We start from the raw sequence: 16,158 nt of genomic DNA on the forward strand, positions 1-16,158 counted from the left end.
ATTGAGCAAAGCGTCAATATTGTGACGATTCATCCTGTATATATTGGTATGCTTCGATTTGATTTTAGGGAGGAAACGAATATGAGCCGATTACAACGCGGATTCTTGACGTTCGGAGTGCTGATCCTGCTCTGGCTGCTGCCGGTGCCGGAAGGACTCAGCGCGGCGGCCTGGCACCTCTTTGCCATTTTTGCCGCCGTCATCCTCGGTTTCATCCTGCAGCCCATGCCGCTTGGTGCTGTGGCACTGGCCGGCATCACGCTGGCAGCACTGACCAACACCATCAAGCCTGCAGAGGCACTGGCCGGCTACAGCAATACGACCATCTGGCTGATTGTCAGCGCCTTCCTGTTCGCCAAGGGCTTCATCAAGACGGGGCTCGGCCGCCGCATCGCCTATCAGCTCATCCGCCTGTTCGGCAGCAGCAGCCTGAAGCTCAGTTATACGCTGGTGCTCAGCGACTTCATCATCAGCCCGGCAACGCCGTCCAACACGGCCCGTTCCGGCGGCATCCTCTTCCCCATCGTGCGGAGCCTGGCCTCGGCCTTTGGCTCGGAGCCCGGTGCAACGGCCCGCAAGATCGGCGCCTTCCTCATGGTCGTCTCGTTCCAGGCCGATGCGCCGATTGCCGCAGCCTTCCTGACGAGCTGTGCGCCGAATCCCCTTATGGCACAGCTCGCGCAGGACACGGCCGGTATCACGCTTAGCTGGAGCTTCTGGGCAACAGCCTGCATCGTGCCCGTCATCCTCTCGATGATCGTGATTCCCCTGTTCCTCTATCATTTCTATCCGCCGGAAATCAAGGCAACACCGCAGGCACAGTCACTGGCCCGCCAAAAATTGCAGGCCATGGGGCCGATGTCACGCGATGAGAAAATCATCACCTGTATCTTTCTCGGTGCCCTTGCGCTCTGGAGCACTTCGCAGTATACGCATATCAATGCGACGATCGCCGCGCTGCTGGGCGTCACGGTCATGCTGATGACGAACGTCCTGAACTGGCAGGATGTCCTGACTGAGAAAGGCGCCTGGGACGGCATGATGTGGATGGGCGGCATTGTCGGCCTCGCCAGTGCATTGAATAAAATCGGCTTCATTCCCTGGTTTGCCGAATCCGTCACGGGCGCACTCGACGGCGTTTCCTGGTCGCTGACGCTCGCGATTCTCTTCCTCGTCTACCTCTACAGCCACTATGCCTTCGCCAGCCTGTCCGGTCACGTGACGGGCATGTATGCGGCCTTTCTCGCCGTGGCCGTGGCTGCCGGTGCGCCCGTTTACCTGGCCGCCATCGGCCTTGCGGTACTCTCCAATCTCATGGCCGGGCTCACCCATTACGCGACAGGAGCCGCGCCAATCTACTTCGGCGCCGGCTTCGTGACGCAGCGAGACTGGTGGCGCATTGGCTTTCTCTGCTCAGTCATCAACTTCACCATCTGGATTGGCCTCGGAAGCATCTGGTGGAAATTCCTGGGCATCTGGTAAAAGAAATGAATAAAAAAGAAGCAGGACGTTCTGGCAGCAAGGCATGCTTGCGGCAAGGCGTCCTGTTTTTTTATTGAAAATATGGATTAGAAGCGGTTCACGCTTTGCGGATGGAGGTGCGGTCGATCTCCGTGCCGTCTGGCAGGTAGCAGCAGACGGTGAGTTCCGCAGGCGTCACGGCCAGCGTCAGATAATTGTCCGTTTCCGGCTGCGGCGCGACAACCTTGTCGAAGGCGTGATCGACCCAGAGATCCGGGTAGCGCACGTTGCCCGCCACGCCCGTCAGGATGTAGAGCGGCCCCTTGTCCGCCGGCCGCATGTGGTAGAGACGTCCGCGGTCGCGATATGTGTGCAGGTGAGCCGTGAAAACGGCGTCAATGCCGAGCTCGTCGAAAAGCGGCATGAAGGCTTCGCCGACATCGCTGATGCCCTCCTGACGCTCGGGACGGTTCTTGATGCGGTACTGCAGCACATCCTTGTGCAGCAGCGCAATCTTCCATGGCTTCTGCGAAGCGGCGGCATCGCGGCGCAGCCATGCCAGCTGTTCGTCCAGGAGGCCGGGGCGAAACTCTTCTGTCTCGTCCCACTGCGTGTTGATGACCATGAAATGCGCGAGACCGTAATCGAACGAGTAATAGTATTTCTCGAACTGTGCGCTGCCGTTTGCCGGCACATCGAAATAATGGAGATAGGCCTCGGGCAGGCGCACCTGCCACTTGAGGTCGTACGTCTCGTGGTTGCCCATGAGCGGTGCAAGCGGCACGCGCTCGCTGAGTTCCTGCACGGCGTCGAACCAGGCTTCCCACTGCGTATGGTCCTCACCGTTGTCGACGAGGTCGCCCATATTGATGAAGAAATCGGCCGACTTGTTGCGCTCGGCCGCGCCGCTGACGAGGTGGTGCCAGTCGCTGTAGCCGTTGGACTGAGAGTCCGGGAAGATCAGCGCGAGAAACGAGCCATCTTCTTTCGGCGTCTGCAGGGGCTGCCAGCTGCCGGCGCGGTCACCGCTTACCACGCGGTATTCGTAGGAGGTGCCGGGCGTCAGTCCCTCGATGGCCGCCGCGTACTGATGGCGCGTGACCTCGTCATCGGTGAACGATTCATCCACGGCTGCCTGCTTTTCGCCTGCGGCGGCCCCCTTCTGCCGGTACTCAACGGCAGGCGAGGCGAGCACCTCGGCCGACTCCCACATGATGCGGCGGCTCGTCGCCGGGTCCTTCGTCATCATCTGGCGCAGCGCGCTGACATCGAGCCCGCCCGATACGGCCTGCGCCTTGTGCATCACCGAATGCCACCAGCTCTGCCTCGTCAGGAACGCACCGCCGGCCAGCAGCACGCCGGCGGCTGCCGTCCCCTGCAGGAAGCGACGGCGGTTCATGCGCATGAGGCCCCCTTCCGGTTCATTCTTTTTTCTATTCTCGTTATATATTTTTTTATCGTCTTTGTCCTTTATTTTCTTCATGATACATATTCCTCACACGTCTGTTTCTTTATCATGTATTTATTGTAACAAAAGAAGATGAAAAATAGAAAGGCTTCTTCGTTATCGCTCATGATACGCAAAACGTATGAAATTTCCCTTTTCGGTGTGTGCAAGCATCCTCAAGTTGCGCATATCGTATCAAAAATATTTATCTAATTTTGTAACGATGTAAACAGGATTTATGATTTCATGCACAGAATTAATCAAAGCAGAAAAACTTAATCTTACTTTAAGGAGGTCCTCATATGTTAGGTTTACTGATCGCAATCGTGGTCGTCGTCTGGGTCGCACGGTACGTACTCAAAAAGTACCCGGCCCAGCCAATCCTCTTCACGGCCGGCATCGTCATGATGGTGCTGACGCTCGTCTTCGGGCTCGGTGAGATCCTGCCGGCCAAGAGCAGCACGGGTTCGCCGTGGCTCGACATCATCCAGTCCATCAGCATGGCCTTCAGCAGCCGCGCCGCCAAGCTCGGCATGATCATCATGCTGATTGGCGGCTTCTCCAAGTACATGGATAAGATTGGCGCGAGTACGGCCCTCGTACGCATCGCCATCAAGCCGCTGCAGAAGCTCGGTCACCCCTACATCGTGCTCGCGCTGACGTCCATCCTCAGCAACGTCCTCGCGATGTTCATCAGCTCGGCTTCGGGCTTCGGCCTCTTGCTCATGGTCACCATGTATCCGGTGCTCGTGCGCCTCGGTGTCAGCCGTATCGCGGCCTGCGCCGTCATCGCCACGGCGTCGGCTCCGGGCTGGGGTCCGGCTGGTGCCGACAGCATCTTCGCCGCGGAACTCTGCGGCATGGAAATCGTTCCTTACTTCGTACAGTATCAGGTGCCGGTCGGCATCGCCACGGTCCTGACGCTGGCCATCGCCCACTTCTTCGTACAGCGCTGGTTTGATGCCAAGAATCCAGATGAGATGGCCGGCAAGGACGTATCCGCCAAGATGACGGACGACCAGCTCGCCGCTCAGGAATCCCCGAAGGTCCCGGCCTTCTACGCACTGCTGCCGACGCTGCCACTGATTTTCGTCCTGTTCTTCGGCCTCGTTGACCTCGGCATCAAGATGGATATCAGCCTCGCCACGCTCGTCTCGATCTTCCTGACGATGCTCATCGAATTCATCCGCCATCGCGATGGCAAGAAAACCTGCATCGACATCGGCTCCTTCTGGAACGGCATGGGCCTGCAAATGGCCACGGTCGTCACGCTGATCGTCGCTGCTGAAACGTTCTCGAAAGGCCTCATCTCTCTCGGCGCCATCGATACGCTCATCAAGGGCGCACAGGACGCCGGCTTCGGCGGCATCGGCATGATGTTCGTCTTCGTTTCCATCATCATCGCCGCCACGCTCATCACGGGTTCCGGCAACGCGACGTTCTTCGCCTTCGTACCGCTGGCACCAAAAGTCGCCGCCCTCTCGGGCATCTCGCCAGTCCTCCTGATCCTGCCGATGAACTTCGTCTCGAACCTCGCGCGTTCGCTCTCGCCAATCGCCGCTGTCGTCATCGTCGTCGCCGGCGCTGCCAGCCTCTCGCCGATGGACCTTGCCAAGCGCACGTTCATCCCGATCCTGGCTGCCACGGTCGTCAACATCGCCGTGACGCTCATCCTGTTCTTCTGAGCCTTCGCGCTTTCGTAGCCAAGATAAAAGACCTGCCAACCGGCAGGTCTTTTTTTGCTGTCATCCACCGCTGCGCGGTCCTCCTTCCGCTTCGCCTTCTGTGAGAAGAGTGCCTGGGCGTCCCCTTTGGGGAAGCTGTCAGCGCAGCTGACTGAAGGGGGTGCCTGTCTGCAGCCGCGTGCCGGCTCGATGTAAATCGTCCCCGCGGATTTCAGGCGGTGCGTTCCAGCAAGTGAATGCCGTTATCCTGATACGCCTGATAGATGGCCTTGATGAACTGATGCTTGAGCACGGCCTCATCGACGACATGCCCGTCATGAACGGCATGAAGCGCACGACATGCCGGAGGATATGGACAGGGATCTTCGTGTAGCGGCTCAGGATATGGACGAGCCCGCGGAATACATAGTGCAGCACAACAATGCCGAGCACCAGTGCGACAAAAAAGATGGCGGCTGTCAGCCGCGGCCCGCCGTGCTGGATGGTCGCGACAACATCAGCCAAAGACATGGACATAAGCTTCACACTCCTTGCAAGATCAAGCGATGCAGTCAAACAGCCGTACCGCAGCCAAACAGAGAATTGAAGAATATTGTAGAAGCTCAAGATTAGAAAAACGCTATAAAAAAGAGAGCCCCGCATAAAAATGCAAGGCTCTCCAAAATCACAAAACAATGGTCAAAACTGCTCAAGGCAATCCATCGTTTTTCCTGTCTTAAAGATCGTCATGTACCTCACTGAAGTAGATGACCGTGACCGTATCCTCCATGAGGATGCGGCGCTTGTAGATGCGTTCGAAGTCAGCAATGAGCTCCTCGCGCGAATTGATCTCGGGGTTCTGGTGGCCGAGGTCGGCGCTCGTCAGCGTGCCCATCGTCTTGACGCGCACCTTGTCGAGGAATGCCGTGTAGAGCTTGTGCTTGGGCTCGCCCTTGGCACCCGTCGTAATCCATACGATGGAATTCTCGGGGAACTGAGAGCTGACGTCGCCGAGGCGGACCGTGCAGTTCTTCGTGCGCTCCATGAGCATCTTCTTGTGTTTTGCTGCCTGGAAATTCAAAGCCATCATGATGAAGCATCTCCCATCTAGTTTCTACTCTGTCACTCGTATCTCTATTGGCATGACCCGCGGCACCATGACCACACGTCTTTGCAATGTTGACATCTTGACATTATGAAGTTTGCTTTATTATTTCTCCCCTGCCCTGCCGGAATCCTGCTAATTTTTGAAAAAACTCAAAAGCCCGGGATGCATCGCTTCCCGGATAAATTCATGCACGGCCCTGCGAATTGTGTTAGAATGAAATCGTCTCAAATTTATTTGGATGGAGGTCATACTATGAAAATGACAAAACGTTTCTTCTTCGTGTTCCTGGCGGTCTTCCTGCTGAGCATCTCGACGGCCTTTGCCGCCCAGAAGGATGCGCCGGCAGCTCCGACGCTCTCGGTCGAAGGCCAAGGCCAGGGCACGGCGACGCCGGATATGGCAACGGTCACGATTGGCGTGACGACGCGCGCGGATGATGCGGCCAAAGCTCAGAACGACAATGCCTGGGTAGCGGCGCAGATCCAGAATGCCGTCGAAGGCCTCGGCATCGCCGAGAAGGACATCCAGACGCGCAATTACTCGTTCTATCCGAACTACAGCACGGAAAAGAACCATCAGAATGAGATCACGGGCTACACGGTCAACAACTCCGTCGTTGTCGTCGTCCGCGACATCAAGCTGACGGGCAAGGTCATCGACGCCGCACTGAACCACGGTGCCAATGAGATCAGCTCGCTCGATTTCTCCGCCAGCGATACGCGCGCCGTGCGCAAGGAAGCCCTGCTGAATGCCGTGCAGGATGCCCGCGACAAGGCTGACGTCATCGCCAAGGGCCTCGGCAAGCGCATTGTCGGCATCCAGAGCGTTTCGGAAAACACCGGTTACCTTGAGACGCGCCGCTTCAACGGCAACATGCTGCTCGCAGCCGCCAAGGACAGCGCCACGCCGATCGCACCGGGCAGCCTCTCGATGACGGCGACGGTCCACGTCGATTTCATCCTCAGCGACTGAATCAGCGAAGCAGACAAAATCCACCTCCACCTTCTGCCCTTTCCCTATCCCAATGAAGTAAGGAGTCCTCGTTTTTCATGCAAGAGCAAGCATCCACGCAGCCCGTCCCTCACAAGCGCAAGCCGCGCCTCGCGGCCATCGAGTACATCCGCGGCATCTCCATGATGGGCGTCATCGCTATCCACGTCGGGTCGCAGTACATCATGAACACATCCGCGAATATCCACCTGATCGCCCTTTTTGAGGTAGCCTCGCGCTTCAGCGTGCCGATCTTTTTCTTCATCTCGGCCTTCGGCCTCTTTTACAACCTTGACACGACGGTGCCGTTTGACTACCGGTCCTTCCTGAAACGGCGGTTCAAGACCGTGCTCGTCCCCTATCTCGTCTGGTCGCTCTTTTACCTGCTCCACGACGGGATCCTCTACAAGGTGGGCTTTCCGGACCCGCTGCACCTCCTGACCATCCTGTTCTTCGGCAATGCGAAATACCAGCTCTACTTCCTGGTCATCCTGATCTGGTTCTACCTGGCCATGCCGATCTGGATCTACATGGTCCGCCGCGCGGGCAAAATCAGCCTGCTCCTGCTGCTGGCCGTGCAGATTGCCTTTGACTACTGGTCGAGCTTCTCGGTGTCCTTCAACGTCTTCGTCTACGGGCTGCCGGACCACTCCGTACTCAAGCCGTTCCTCATGTACCGGCTGAATTACTGGGTGTTCCACTACGTCTTCATCTTCGTGCTCGGCGGGTATCTGGCCGTGCACATCAAGGAGTTCCAGGTGTTCATGCAGAAGCATCGGACGGGCATCACGCTCTTCTTCTGGGCGTCGCTTGCCTGGCTGCTGGCCTTCTATTACAAGCTGCTCTACGTGGACGGCTACACGGCTCTCGAGGCCATCAACACGGCCCATCAGCTGAGCCCGGCCGGCATCTTCTACACGATTGCCGCGTCGCTGTTCTTCTTCACGATCTTCACGTACCAGCGGTATCCTGAGTGGCTGAACTCCATGCTGCATCAGCTCGGACGCCATTCCTACTTCGCGTACCTCGTGCATCCGTTCTTCATCACGTATGCGGCGCTCGCGCTGCAGCATGCCGGCCGCATCATGACAGCGCCCGTTTCCCTCGCGTTCTATTGCGTGATTCTCGGGCTCTCGATGACAGCCGCCGTCCTCTGCCGCCACCTTGGCGAGAGGCTGCCGCTCCTGAACGAATGGACGATCGGTGTCTATCCGAAAAAGAAATAAGCAAGGTTTTCTGCCAACTGGCAACAAACACCAAACGAGCCATTTCCTCCCGTCCGGGTTGGAAATGGCTCGTTTTCTTATCGGCTGCCTCCCCTATCGGCCCTGCGGGCCACTTCCCCCAAAGGGGAAGCTTACGCTACTGATGGAAAAGGGGTTGATGATCGTTGTATGGCGTTTGAGAATCACTTGTTGTCCACGACAGCTTCGATCAGGATGGTCGTGACCTGCTTCTCGGGGTTCACAGCCTTGAGGAAGGTCCAGGTGCGCTGTGTTTCTTCGCGCGGCAGACGGGCTGCGAGCAGGGTGTCGTTCATGACGCTCAGGCGGTCGAAGGCCTGATTGGCAAAAAACAGATTGTTTTCATCGGCTTTCAGGCCGAGGGCCGTCAGCGTCGAATCGAAGATGACGCGGAGCTTTTCCTGTTCGGCGCTGTCGATGGCGCCGTGATGCGCGATGACGAGATTGGAGAGTTTCCCGGCCTGATTGGCGTTGATGATGAGGACCGTGCTGTCATCGATGCCGCCGAAGTAGGAAACGTAATTCCCCTGCAGGCGCTTCGTGATTTCGCCGGCCAGCGGATAAGCACAGATCTTGTTGTAGGCCGCGGCAAAATCGTCCACCGTGAGATTGTCCTCCAGCTGCACCTTCGTCTCGGTGAGTTCGTTGAGTCCCGCAGCCTGCGTCACGGGTGCGGCACCGAGCAGGAACACGGCTGCCATCAGCAGCACAAACAATTTTTTCATGATAAATTCCTCCCCACTTCCGTGAATCAGGACTGGAACAGGGCTTTGGCGAAGTCTTCGGCGTTGAAGGGGCGCAGGTCCTCGACGCCTTCACCGACGCCGATCCATTTGACGGGCATCTGGAGCTGGCTCTTGATGCCGATGACGACGCCGCCCTTGGCCGTGCCGTCGAGCTTTGTGAGCACGACGCCCGTGATGGGCGCGGCTTTCGTGAAAAGTTCGGCCTGGCTGATGGCGTTCTGGCCGGTCGTCGCGTCGAGCACGAGCAGCGTCTCATGCGGCGCACCGGGGATTTCGCGGCCGATGACGCGGTTGATCTTCTCGAGCTCCTGCATGAGGTTCGATTTCGTCTGCAGGCGGCCGGCCGTGTCGATGATGAGGATGTCGACATTGCGCGCGACGGCGGCCTTGACGGCGTCAAAGGCCACGGCCGCGGGGTCGGAACCTTCCTCATGCTTGATGACCGGCACCCCTGTGCGCTCGCCCCAGACTTCGAGCTGATCGATGGCGGCGGCGCGGAAGGTGTCGGCCGCGGCGAGCAGCACGGATTTGCCCTGGCCCTTGTAGTAGGCGGCGAGCTTGCCGATGGTCGTCGTCTTGCCCGCACCATTGACGCCGATGACGAGCAGGACTGTCGGGCCATTCTCGGCCACGCGCGTCGTGTCCATCTCCTCGCCCTTTGTCAGGATCTCGACGATCTGTTTCTGCAGGAAGGGCTTGAGGTCTTCCGGCGTGTTGATTTCCTTCTTCTTGATGCCCTTGCGGACGGCCGTCATGAGCTTGTCGGTCGTCTGGACGCCGACGTCGGCCATGATGAGCGTTTCCTCGAGCTCGTCGAGGAGGTCATCGTCGATATCGGCATAGCCGATGATGATTTTCTCAATCTTATTCGTCAGGTTTTCGCGGGTCTTGTTGAGGCCCTTCTTGAGTTTGTCAAAAAATCCCATTTCGTCACTTCTCTCTATCGATTTATCGGGCATGCGGCTGATTGCCGCAAGATTATTCTTTCATTATAGAATGAGTGCCCGCCTTTTGTCAAAACGGCGGGCACAGCCTGTGCGGCAAGATGGATCAGGCGTCGAGCTGGCCTTCAATCTCGTCAAGCTTGACGGAGAGCAGGCGCGAGACGCCGGCGTCCTCCACGGTCACGCCGTACATCGTGTCGACGGCTTCCATCGTGCCCTTGCGGTGCGTGACGACGATGAACTGCGTCTTGGCCGCGAATTCGCGCAGGAAGCGGCCGAAGCGCACGACATTGGCTTCGTCGAGCGGCGCGTCTATCTCGTCGAGCACCGAGAAGGGCGAAGGCCGGTAGCGCAGGAAGGCAAAGAGCAGGGCGATGACCGTGAGGGCACGTTCGCCGCCCGATAGAGCCGCGAGGCTCTGGCGTTTCTTCTGTGGCAGCGTCACGAGGATGTCGATGCCCGTGTTCAGCACATCGTGCTCGTCGAGCATGCGCAGCTCCGCCTGGCCGCCGCCGAAGAGCCGCACGAAGATTTCCCCGAAGTACGACTGGATGGCGGCAAAAGCCTCGCGGAACTGCTGCGTCATCGCTTCGTCCATCTCCGCGATGATGTGCATGAGGTTGTCCTTGGCTTCCACGAGGTCGCCGGCCTGCTTCTGCATGAAGTCATGCCGCTTCTGCAGGGCTTCGTATTCCTCGAGTGCGTTCGGGTTGACGGGGCCAAGTGCCTCGATCTTCGCGGCGAGTTCCTTCATCGTCTGGCGCAGCCGCGCGGGCTCCCAGTCGTAGGCCTCCTCGGCCGCGCGCTCGGGGGTAAGGCCGAAGTTCTTCAGGATGGCCTGCTGCGTTTCCTCGATGGCCATCTCGGCCTTGGCGCCCGTCAGTTCGAGCTGATGCAGCTCGTTCTGGACCTTGCCAAGCTGCTGATTGGCCGCGCGCGTCTTCCGGTCGGCTTCCTGCGCGACGGCCATCTTCTCCATGCGCTGCTCGTAGAAGCTCCGCTGCTCCTCCTGTCCGGCATCGAAGTGATCCTGCCACGAGGCGGCTTCCTGCTGGAGCTGATTGAGGCGCTTGAGGCTCGCGGCGAGTCCCTCGAGCAGATCGCGTTCTTCCTGTTCACTTTCCTTCAGGGCCTGCTCGCCGCGCTGCTTTTCCTGGCGGCAGAGGGCGATGTGCTCGCGGCGGCGCATGAGCTCCTGTTCGAGCACCGTCCGCTTGAGCTCCTGATCCTGCAGCACGGCAGCGAGGTCGTCGGCGTCCTGCATGGCATCCTCGAGGTCGAGACGGGCTTCGTCCGCAATCCTGCACGCCGTCTCCAGGGCCTGCTGGAGCTCCTTGACCTTGCGCAGCTGCAGCACGCGCCGGTTTGCATTGGCCGCAAACGACGCCTCGTATTCCTGCGCGGCTTTCGCGCGCGCGGCGACCTCCTGGGCCTTGGCTTCCTGTGCTTCCCGGAGGCGGCGGTCCTCCGCCCGCAGTTCGGCGCGCTGCTCGCTCGCCTGCTGTACGCGCTCCATGGCCGCCTGCTGTGCAGCGGCCGCTTCCTTGGCCTTCTGCGCGGCTTCTTCTGACGCCTGCTGCTCAGTTCCTTCCTGTTCCTGCCATGCGGCGATGGAGGCACGCAGGGCCTCGATCTCGCCGCCGCGGTTCAGGAAGCTCGCTTCCCTGCCCTGACGGCCGCCGCCTGAAAGTGAGCCGCCCGGCGCGAGGAATTCGCCCGTGAGCGTCACGATGCGCAGCCGGTATTTGAATTCCTTCGCCAGCGCGAGCGCATGGTCGAGCGTATCGACGACGAGGATGCGCGCGAGCAGGAAATCCACGGCCTTCCGGCAGTGTGCGTCGACCGTGACGAGCTCATGGGCCCAGCCGATGACGCCTTCCCTGCCCTCGGCCCTGCGCTCGTGCTCATTCGGATACGGCACGATGAGCGTCGAGAGCGGCAGGAACGTCACGCGTCCGAGATGCCTGCGCTTAAGGTAGGCAATGGCCTCTTTTGCGGTGTCCGTATCCTCCGTGACGATGTTCTGCTGGTTGCCGCCAAGCGCCACCTCGATGGCCGTCACGTAGTCCTGCGGGATCTCGATGAGCTCGGCCACGGCGCCATTCACTCCCTGATGCCACGGCTCCCTGGCGCGCAGCACGGCCTTCGGGCCCTTGCCGAAGCCTTCGTATTCCTCCTGCATGTGCTTCAGGAAATCGACTTTTTCCCGAGCCGTCGCAAGCTTCTGCCGCAGGTCCGCGAGTGCATCGCGGCGCCTGGCGAGCGCTTCCTGCGCATCCTGCTGCTCATGGCGCGCCTGCTGCTGGGCCCGGACGGCCTGCTGCAGTTCTTCATTTGCCTGCTGCTGACGCGCGCTGAGCATTTCCTGCTGGGCGCTCAGTGCCATCTGCTGGGCCTTTGCCTGCTTGAGGGCCTCCTGCCGCTCGGCCTGCCCGTTCTCGCCATTCTCGATGTCGCGCTCGAGCACGGCGAGGGCCTGCGTCTCTTTCGCAAGCTCCTGTTGGCAGGCTTCCTTGCGCGCGAGGGTCTTGGCCGCCGCTTCCTTGTACGTTTTCAGGAGTGCCCCGAGCTCGCCCTGCTGCGCCTTGCGCTCGCCGAGAGCCGCCTCGGCCGCCTTCAGGGCCTGCTCCTGGTCCGAGGCTTCGGCCGTCAGGCGGCCGATCTCACCGACCGAAGACGCGAGTGCCCGCGTGAGCTCCTCGCGCCGTTTGGCGAGTCGTTCCTTCGCGGCACCGCTCTGCTCCTGGCGTTCTTCAAGCGCCGCCATCTCACGGCGCGCCGTCTCGAGCCGCTGGCGCAGGGCCTCATTCTTCTCGGCGCTCGTCTTCATCGCCTGCTCGAGGTCGAGGATGGCCTTGCCTACGGCCTCCTGCCGGGCCTCTGCCTGCTGGATGGCCGTCTTGGCCGCCACGGCCTCGTCGCGCGCCTTTTGGAGCTTCTGCTCATTGTCTGCCCGATGCGCCGCCTCCTTGGCATAGCGGCGCGAGAGCTGCGTGAGCTGACAGCGCTTGTAATCAGCCGAGAGCGCATTGTAGGCGCGCGTCTTTTCCGCATGGCGCGCCATGGGCTCGAGCTGATTCTCGATCTCATGGACGATATCCTGTACGCGCACGAGATTGCCCTCCGTGTCGGTGAGCTTGCGCAATGTCTCGCGCTTGCGGTTGCGGTATTTCGTGATGCCTGCAGCCTCCTCAAAATACGCACGCCGCTCCTCGGGGCGGCTGTTCAGGATATCCTCCATGCGGTTCTGCCCGATGATGCTCATGCCGTCATGGCCAATACCCGTATCGGCGAAAAGTTCATAGATATCCTTGAGGCGGCAGCGGCTCCTGTTGATGAAGTATTCGCTCTCGCCGCTGCGGTAGAGCCGGCGCGTCACGACGACCTCGCGGAAATCCACCGGCAAGGTGCCGTCATTGTCAAAGACGAGCGAAACCTCCGCGATGTTGAGTGGTCTCCTGGAGGCCGAGCCAGCGAAGATGATGTCTTCCGATCTTGTGCCGCGCAGATTGCGGATATTCTGCTCGCCGAGCACCCAGCGGATGGCATCGGTGATATTGCTCTTGCCGCTGCCGTTTGGCCCGACGATGGCCGTGATGCCCTGGTCAAATTCGATGGAAATCTTATCGGCAAAGGACTTGAACCCATATGCCTCAAGACGTTTCAACTGCAATCCTTCTACACCTGCCTGTCTGCTTCTCGTTCAATTGTATCGGCTCTCATGCATGAGCGGCCTGCACATAGGGGTTCTCACGATACGACTCCATGAAATCCCGGAACCGCTTGTCGATGATGGAAAAGACCTTGTGCCCGCTCCAGTACAGGGACACGCGTGCATGGATCGGCGGATTCAGCGGCTTGCGCAGGAAATTCACGTCGCTGCGCGTGACGAAATCCGGCAGGATCGAGATGCCCATGTTGTTCGCGACGAGCTGCTTGATGGTCTTGAGCTGCGACGTGCAGAGCACGACGTCCGGCGTGAACCCCGCCTGATTGCAGCGCGCCGTCACCTCGCGGTTCTGATACGTGCGTGGCTGCTGCAGGATGAAGTGCTCGTCGCGCAGCTCGTGGAAATCCACCGTATCACAGGCGGCCAGCCGATGATGCGGATGCAGGCAAAGGCTCATGTTGTCCTCGAGGATCAAAAGCTCATTCGTGCCGTGCTCCTCCTCGCCGCCGAGCACGATGCCGAAGTCGAGTTCCCCGAGCTCTGCGCGCTCGCGGATCTCATCGGAATCGCTGTACTCCTGCACGTCGAGATTGATGTCGGGGAACGCCTGATGGAATTTCGTGAAGAAATCCGGGAAAAGATACGCCTCGACCATCGGCGGCACGCCAAAATGCACCGTCCCGCGGGTATCGGTGCGAAAGCGCAGCATATCCTGTTTGGCCGCTTCGGCATCCTGCATGATGCGCTGGGCGTGGATGAGGAAGGCCCTTCCCTCTGCCGTCAGCGTCACGTGCTTCTGACTCCTGTCGATGAGCGTGAGCCCGAGCTCCGCCTCGAGCGCCTTGATGGCCTTCGTGACCGAGGGCTGCGAGACGTGCAGGACTTCCGCCGTGCGCGTAAAGTTCTCCAGCTCACTAATGGTACAAAAATATTCCAGTTGTCTAAACTCCATCGAGCGTTACCTCCATACAGTTTCATGATCGCATTACCGTTCTGTTTCTTGCGTGCTCCCCTCTCTATTATATGGTTACGGGGGATGCTCCGCCGCATGTTCGCGCTGCCCGCACAAGATGCTCGTGCCGCGGAATCATGCCACTATCCCTATCTTATCATAGCCTTAGGTTATAATCCACAAAAAGAATCATGTATACACGATTTTTCTGCGAAAAATTGTCTGTAATAACTGGAAATGATAAAAATTCGGTGGGAGTAGCCGGAGAATCCTCAAGGGATGCATGGCAAAAAGTCATCATTTCTGATAAAATAGGGCGTATATTGTCCGCCGTGCCGGTCGCGCTGCCTTACCGCAGCAGTGGCCGGACTGTTACGTTGTTCCATAATCGAAACGATCAAAACGATCGAGAAAGAAGGTTCCTCATTTGGCTTCCACGGAATACATTACACTCGGCTTTGTGCTCATCCTGAGTCTCATCGGCCACAACATGACGGTTGTCTACGCGACCGCCATCGTGCTCATCCTCAAGGTGCTCGGCCTGACCACGATGCTGGAGGCCCTCGGCACACAGGGCCTCAACTGGGGCATCATCATCCTGACGGCCGCCATTCTCGTGCCGATTGCCAACGGCACGGTCACGCTGCAGACGATGATCGATTCGTTCAAGTCGCCGCTCGGCATCACCGCCGTCATCGCCGGCGTACTCGCGGCTGTCGCAGGCGGCGGCGGGCTGACGCTCCTCAAAAGCACGCCCGATGTCGTCTCGGCCCTCATCATCGGCACGATGGCCGGCGTCTTCTTCTTCAAGGGCATCGCCGTCGGGCCGCTGATTGCCGGCGGCCTGACGTATTTCGTCATGTCCCTCGCCACGCGCTTCCACTGGTTCTGAAATCAAAACAAAAAGCCGGTACAAGATACGGTTGGTGTCTTGTACCGGCTTTTTGCATGCGGTAAATGCTCAGTTCTTGATGACGGCGAGGACTTCGGCGGCCGTCAGGTTATTCTCTTCCATGTACGCCGTCAGTTCCTGATAATCCTCTTTGGCCTTCTTTTCCTTTACTTCGGCCAGCTGTGCCTTGAGCTTCTTGACCTCGTCCTGTTTCTTGGCAATCTTCTCTTCAAGTGCCTGGATTTTGCTGTCGTAATCTGCTTTTCTCGCCATAATCGATTCCTACTTTCTGTTAAATAAAATAAAAATAAAATATGAATGATTCGATGCCCCCGACGTTCCATCGTTTTCATCGTTTTTTTACATTCTCGCTTTCCTCGAAAAATCCTGCTGATTCCCCAAAAAATTTAACGATCCTGCCGGCAGCAGCAGGGCGTGAATCAATGTGAAATGGGCGGGCAGGCGGTCCCGGCACCACTCGATGTCATAACCGAATAAATCCTTCGCGATGGACGTCAAATCAAAGCCAAAGGCATCGAGCGAATAACGCATGATGGCAGGCTTGCGGCAGGGATCGCCCTTGGCGCGGGCACAGCGGCAGCAGCGATTGCAGCCGCCCGAGGAAAGGCTGTGGCTATGCGGGAATTCTTCTTCCATTTTGCGCAAATGATCCTCGAGCTGTTTCTTCACACGGATGACGATTTCATAGCCTTTTTTCTTGACGAGTTCCGGCGTATCGGCGCGCTCGATCACCAACGGATTGAGCGTAATGCGCGCACAGAACACGAGGATTTCACGGTATGGCCGGAAATATTCTCCGCTGTCAAAAGGAAGCGGCGGGCAGCTCCAGACCGTGCCGTAATTCGGACATTCTCGGCAGTATGGCAGGAAGCGTTCGCGATCCTGATACAGCCTGCAGAACGCGGCAAAATCCATCTTTTTTGTCGCAATCTCCACCGTGCCATCTTCCAATTCAATTGGCAAATCCAGCTTCATGAAAATCCCCTCTCTCCTGAAAATATGACAAAAATGGGAAACGC

At 58.7% G+C, this 16,158-nt stretch carries 14 protein-coding genes; 5 read left to right on the forward strand and 9 right to left on the reverse strand.

The window, feature by feature from the left end; genetic code table 11:
* Positions 1-81: 81 nt before the first annotated feature.
* The gene (locus DWX75_RS05925; RefSeq protein WP_118015414.1) at positions 82-1,482 is read left to right on the forward strand and encodes an anion permease; all 1,401 of its coding nucleotides are present in this window, start codon (positions 82-84) and stop codon (positions 1,480-1,482) included.
* 97 nt (positions 1,483-1,579) lie between these two features.
* Here DWX75_RS05925 and DWX75_RS05930 read toward each other — a convergent pair whose 3' ends face one another.
* Positions 1,580-2,944 (reverse strand): metallophosphoesterase, encoded by a 1,365-nt coding sequence (locus tag DWX75_RS05930; protein ID WP_233519489.1) that lies wholly within the window; start codon positions 2,942-2,944, stop codon positions 1,580-1,582.
* Positions 2,945-3,210: 266 nt separating this feature from the next.
* Here DWX75_RS05930 and dcuC point away from each other — a divergent pair, with 266 nt between their 5' ends.
* Positions 3,211-4,593, forward strand: coding sequence for a C4-dicarboxylate transporter DcuC (dcuC, locus tag DWX75_RS05935; RefSeq protein WP_118015415.1), 1,383 nt, complete (start codon positions 3,211-3,213; stop codon positions 4,591-4,593).
* Positions 4,594-4,731: 138 nt separating this feature from the next.
* On the opposite strand, the gene DWX75_RS11985 is transcribed toward dcuC, so the two are convergent.
* Positions 4,732-5,109, reverse strand: a complete 378-nt coding sequence (locus DWX75_RS11985; protein ID WP_147671538.1) for a hypothetical protein — start codon at positions 5,107-5,109, stop codon at positions 4,732-4,734.
* 199 nt (positions 5,110-5,308) lie between these two features.
* Positions 5,309-5,662: an ASCH domain-containing protein gene (locus DWX75_RS05945; RefSeq protein ID WP_199497530.1), complete on the reverse strand. Its 354-nt coding sequence runs from the start codon at positions 5,660-5,662 to the stop codon at positions 5,309-5,311.
* Positions 5,663-5,932: 270 nt separating this feature from the next.
* Between DWX75_RS05945 and DWX75_RS05950 the strand changes: the two genes are divergently transcribed.
* Together DWX75_RS05950 and DWX75_RS05955 are read left to right on the forward strand one after the other, a co-directional pair.
* Positions 5,933-6,652: an SIMPL domain-containing protein gene (locus DWX75_RS05950; RefSeq protein ID WP_118015418.1), complete on the forward strand. Its 720-nt coding sequence runs from the start codon at positions 5,933-5,935 to the stop codon at positions 6,650-6,652.
* Between the two features lie 77 nt (positions 6,653-6,729).
* Positions 6,730-7,896: an acyltransferase gene (locus DWX75_RS05955; protein WP_118015419.1), complete on the forward strand. Its 1,167-nt coding sequence runs from the start codon at positions 6,730-6,732 to the stop codon at positions 7,894-7,896.
* Between the two features lie 182 nt (positions 7,897-8,078).
* Here DWX75_RS05955 and DWX75_RS05960 read toward each other — a convergent pair whose 3' ends face one another.
* From DWX75_RS05960 to DWX75_RS05975, 4 genes are all read right to left on the reverse strand, one after another.
* Positions 8,079-8,639, reverse strand: coding sequence for a hypothetical protein (locus DWX75_RS05960; protein ID WP_118015420.1), 561 nt, complete (start codon positions 8,637-8,639; stop codon positions 8,079-8,081).
* A 26-nt stretch (positions 8,640-8,665) separates the two neighbouring features.
* Entirely contained in the window at positions 8,666-9,586 is a 921-nt protein-coding gene (gene ftsY / locus DWX75_RS05965) for a signal recognition particle-docking protein FtsY (RefSeq protein WP_233519490.1), read from the reverse strand.
* A gap of 124 nt (positions 9,587-9,710) precedes the next feature.
* Positions 9,711-13,271: a chromosome segregation protein SMC gene (smc, locus tag DWX75_RS05970; protein ID WP_233519491.1), complete on the reverse strand. Its 3,561-nt coding sequence runs from the start codon at positions 13,269-13,271 to the stop codon at positions 9,711-9,713.
* A gap of 52 nt (positions 13,272-13,323) precedes the next feature.
* Complete coding sequence (locus DWX75_RS05975) at positions 13,324-14,226, reverse strand: LysR family transcriptional regulator (RefSeq protein WP_118015423.1); 903 nt, start codon at positions 14,224-14,226, stop codon at positions 13,324-13,326.
* A gap of 427 nt (positions 14,227-14,653) precedes the next feature.
* Between DWX75_RS05975 and DWX75_RS05980 the strand changes: the two genes are divergently transcribed.
* Complete coding sequence (locus DWX75_RS05980) at positions 14,654-15,118, forward strand: DUF441 domain-containing protein (protein WP_233519492.1); 465 nt, start codon at positions 14,654-14,656, stop codon at positions 15,116-15,118.
* Between the two features lie 69 nt (positions 15,119-15,187).
* On the opposite strand, the gene DWX75_RS05985 is transcribed toward DWX75_RS05980, so the two are convergent.
* Both DWX75_RS05985 and DWX75_RS05990 read right to left on the reverse strand, forming a co-directional pair.
* Entirely contained in the window at positions 15,188-15,391 is a 204-nt protein-coding gene (locus DWX75_RS05985; RefSeq protein ID WP_118015424.1) for a protein kinase, read from the reverse strand.
* 87 nt (positions 15,392-15,478) lie between these two features.
* The gene (locus tag DWX75_RS05990) at positions 15,479-16,114 is read right to left on the reverse strand and encodes a DUF2284 domain-containing protein (RefSeq protein WP_158558767.1); all 636 of its coding nucleotides are present in this window, start codon (positions 16,112-16,114) and stop codon (positions 15,479-15,481) included.
* Between the last annotated feature and the right edge of the window lie 44 nt (positions 16,115-16,158).

It is taken from the genome of Mitsuokella sp. AF21-1AC (assembly GCF_003458855.1).
Lineage (GTDB): Bacteria > Bacillota > Negativicutes > Selenomonadales > Selenomonadaceae > Mitsuokella.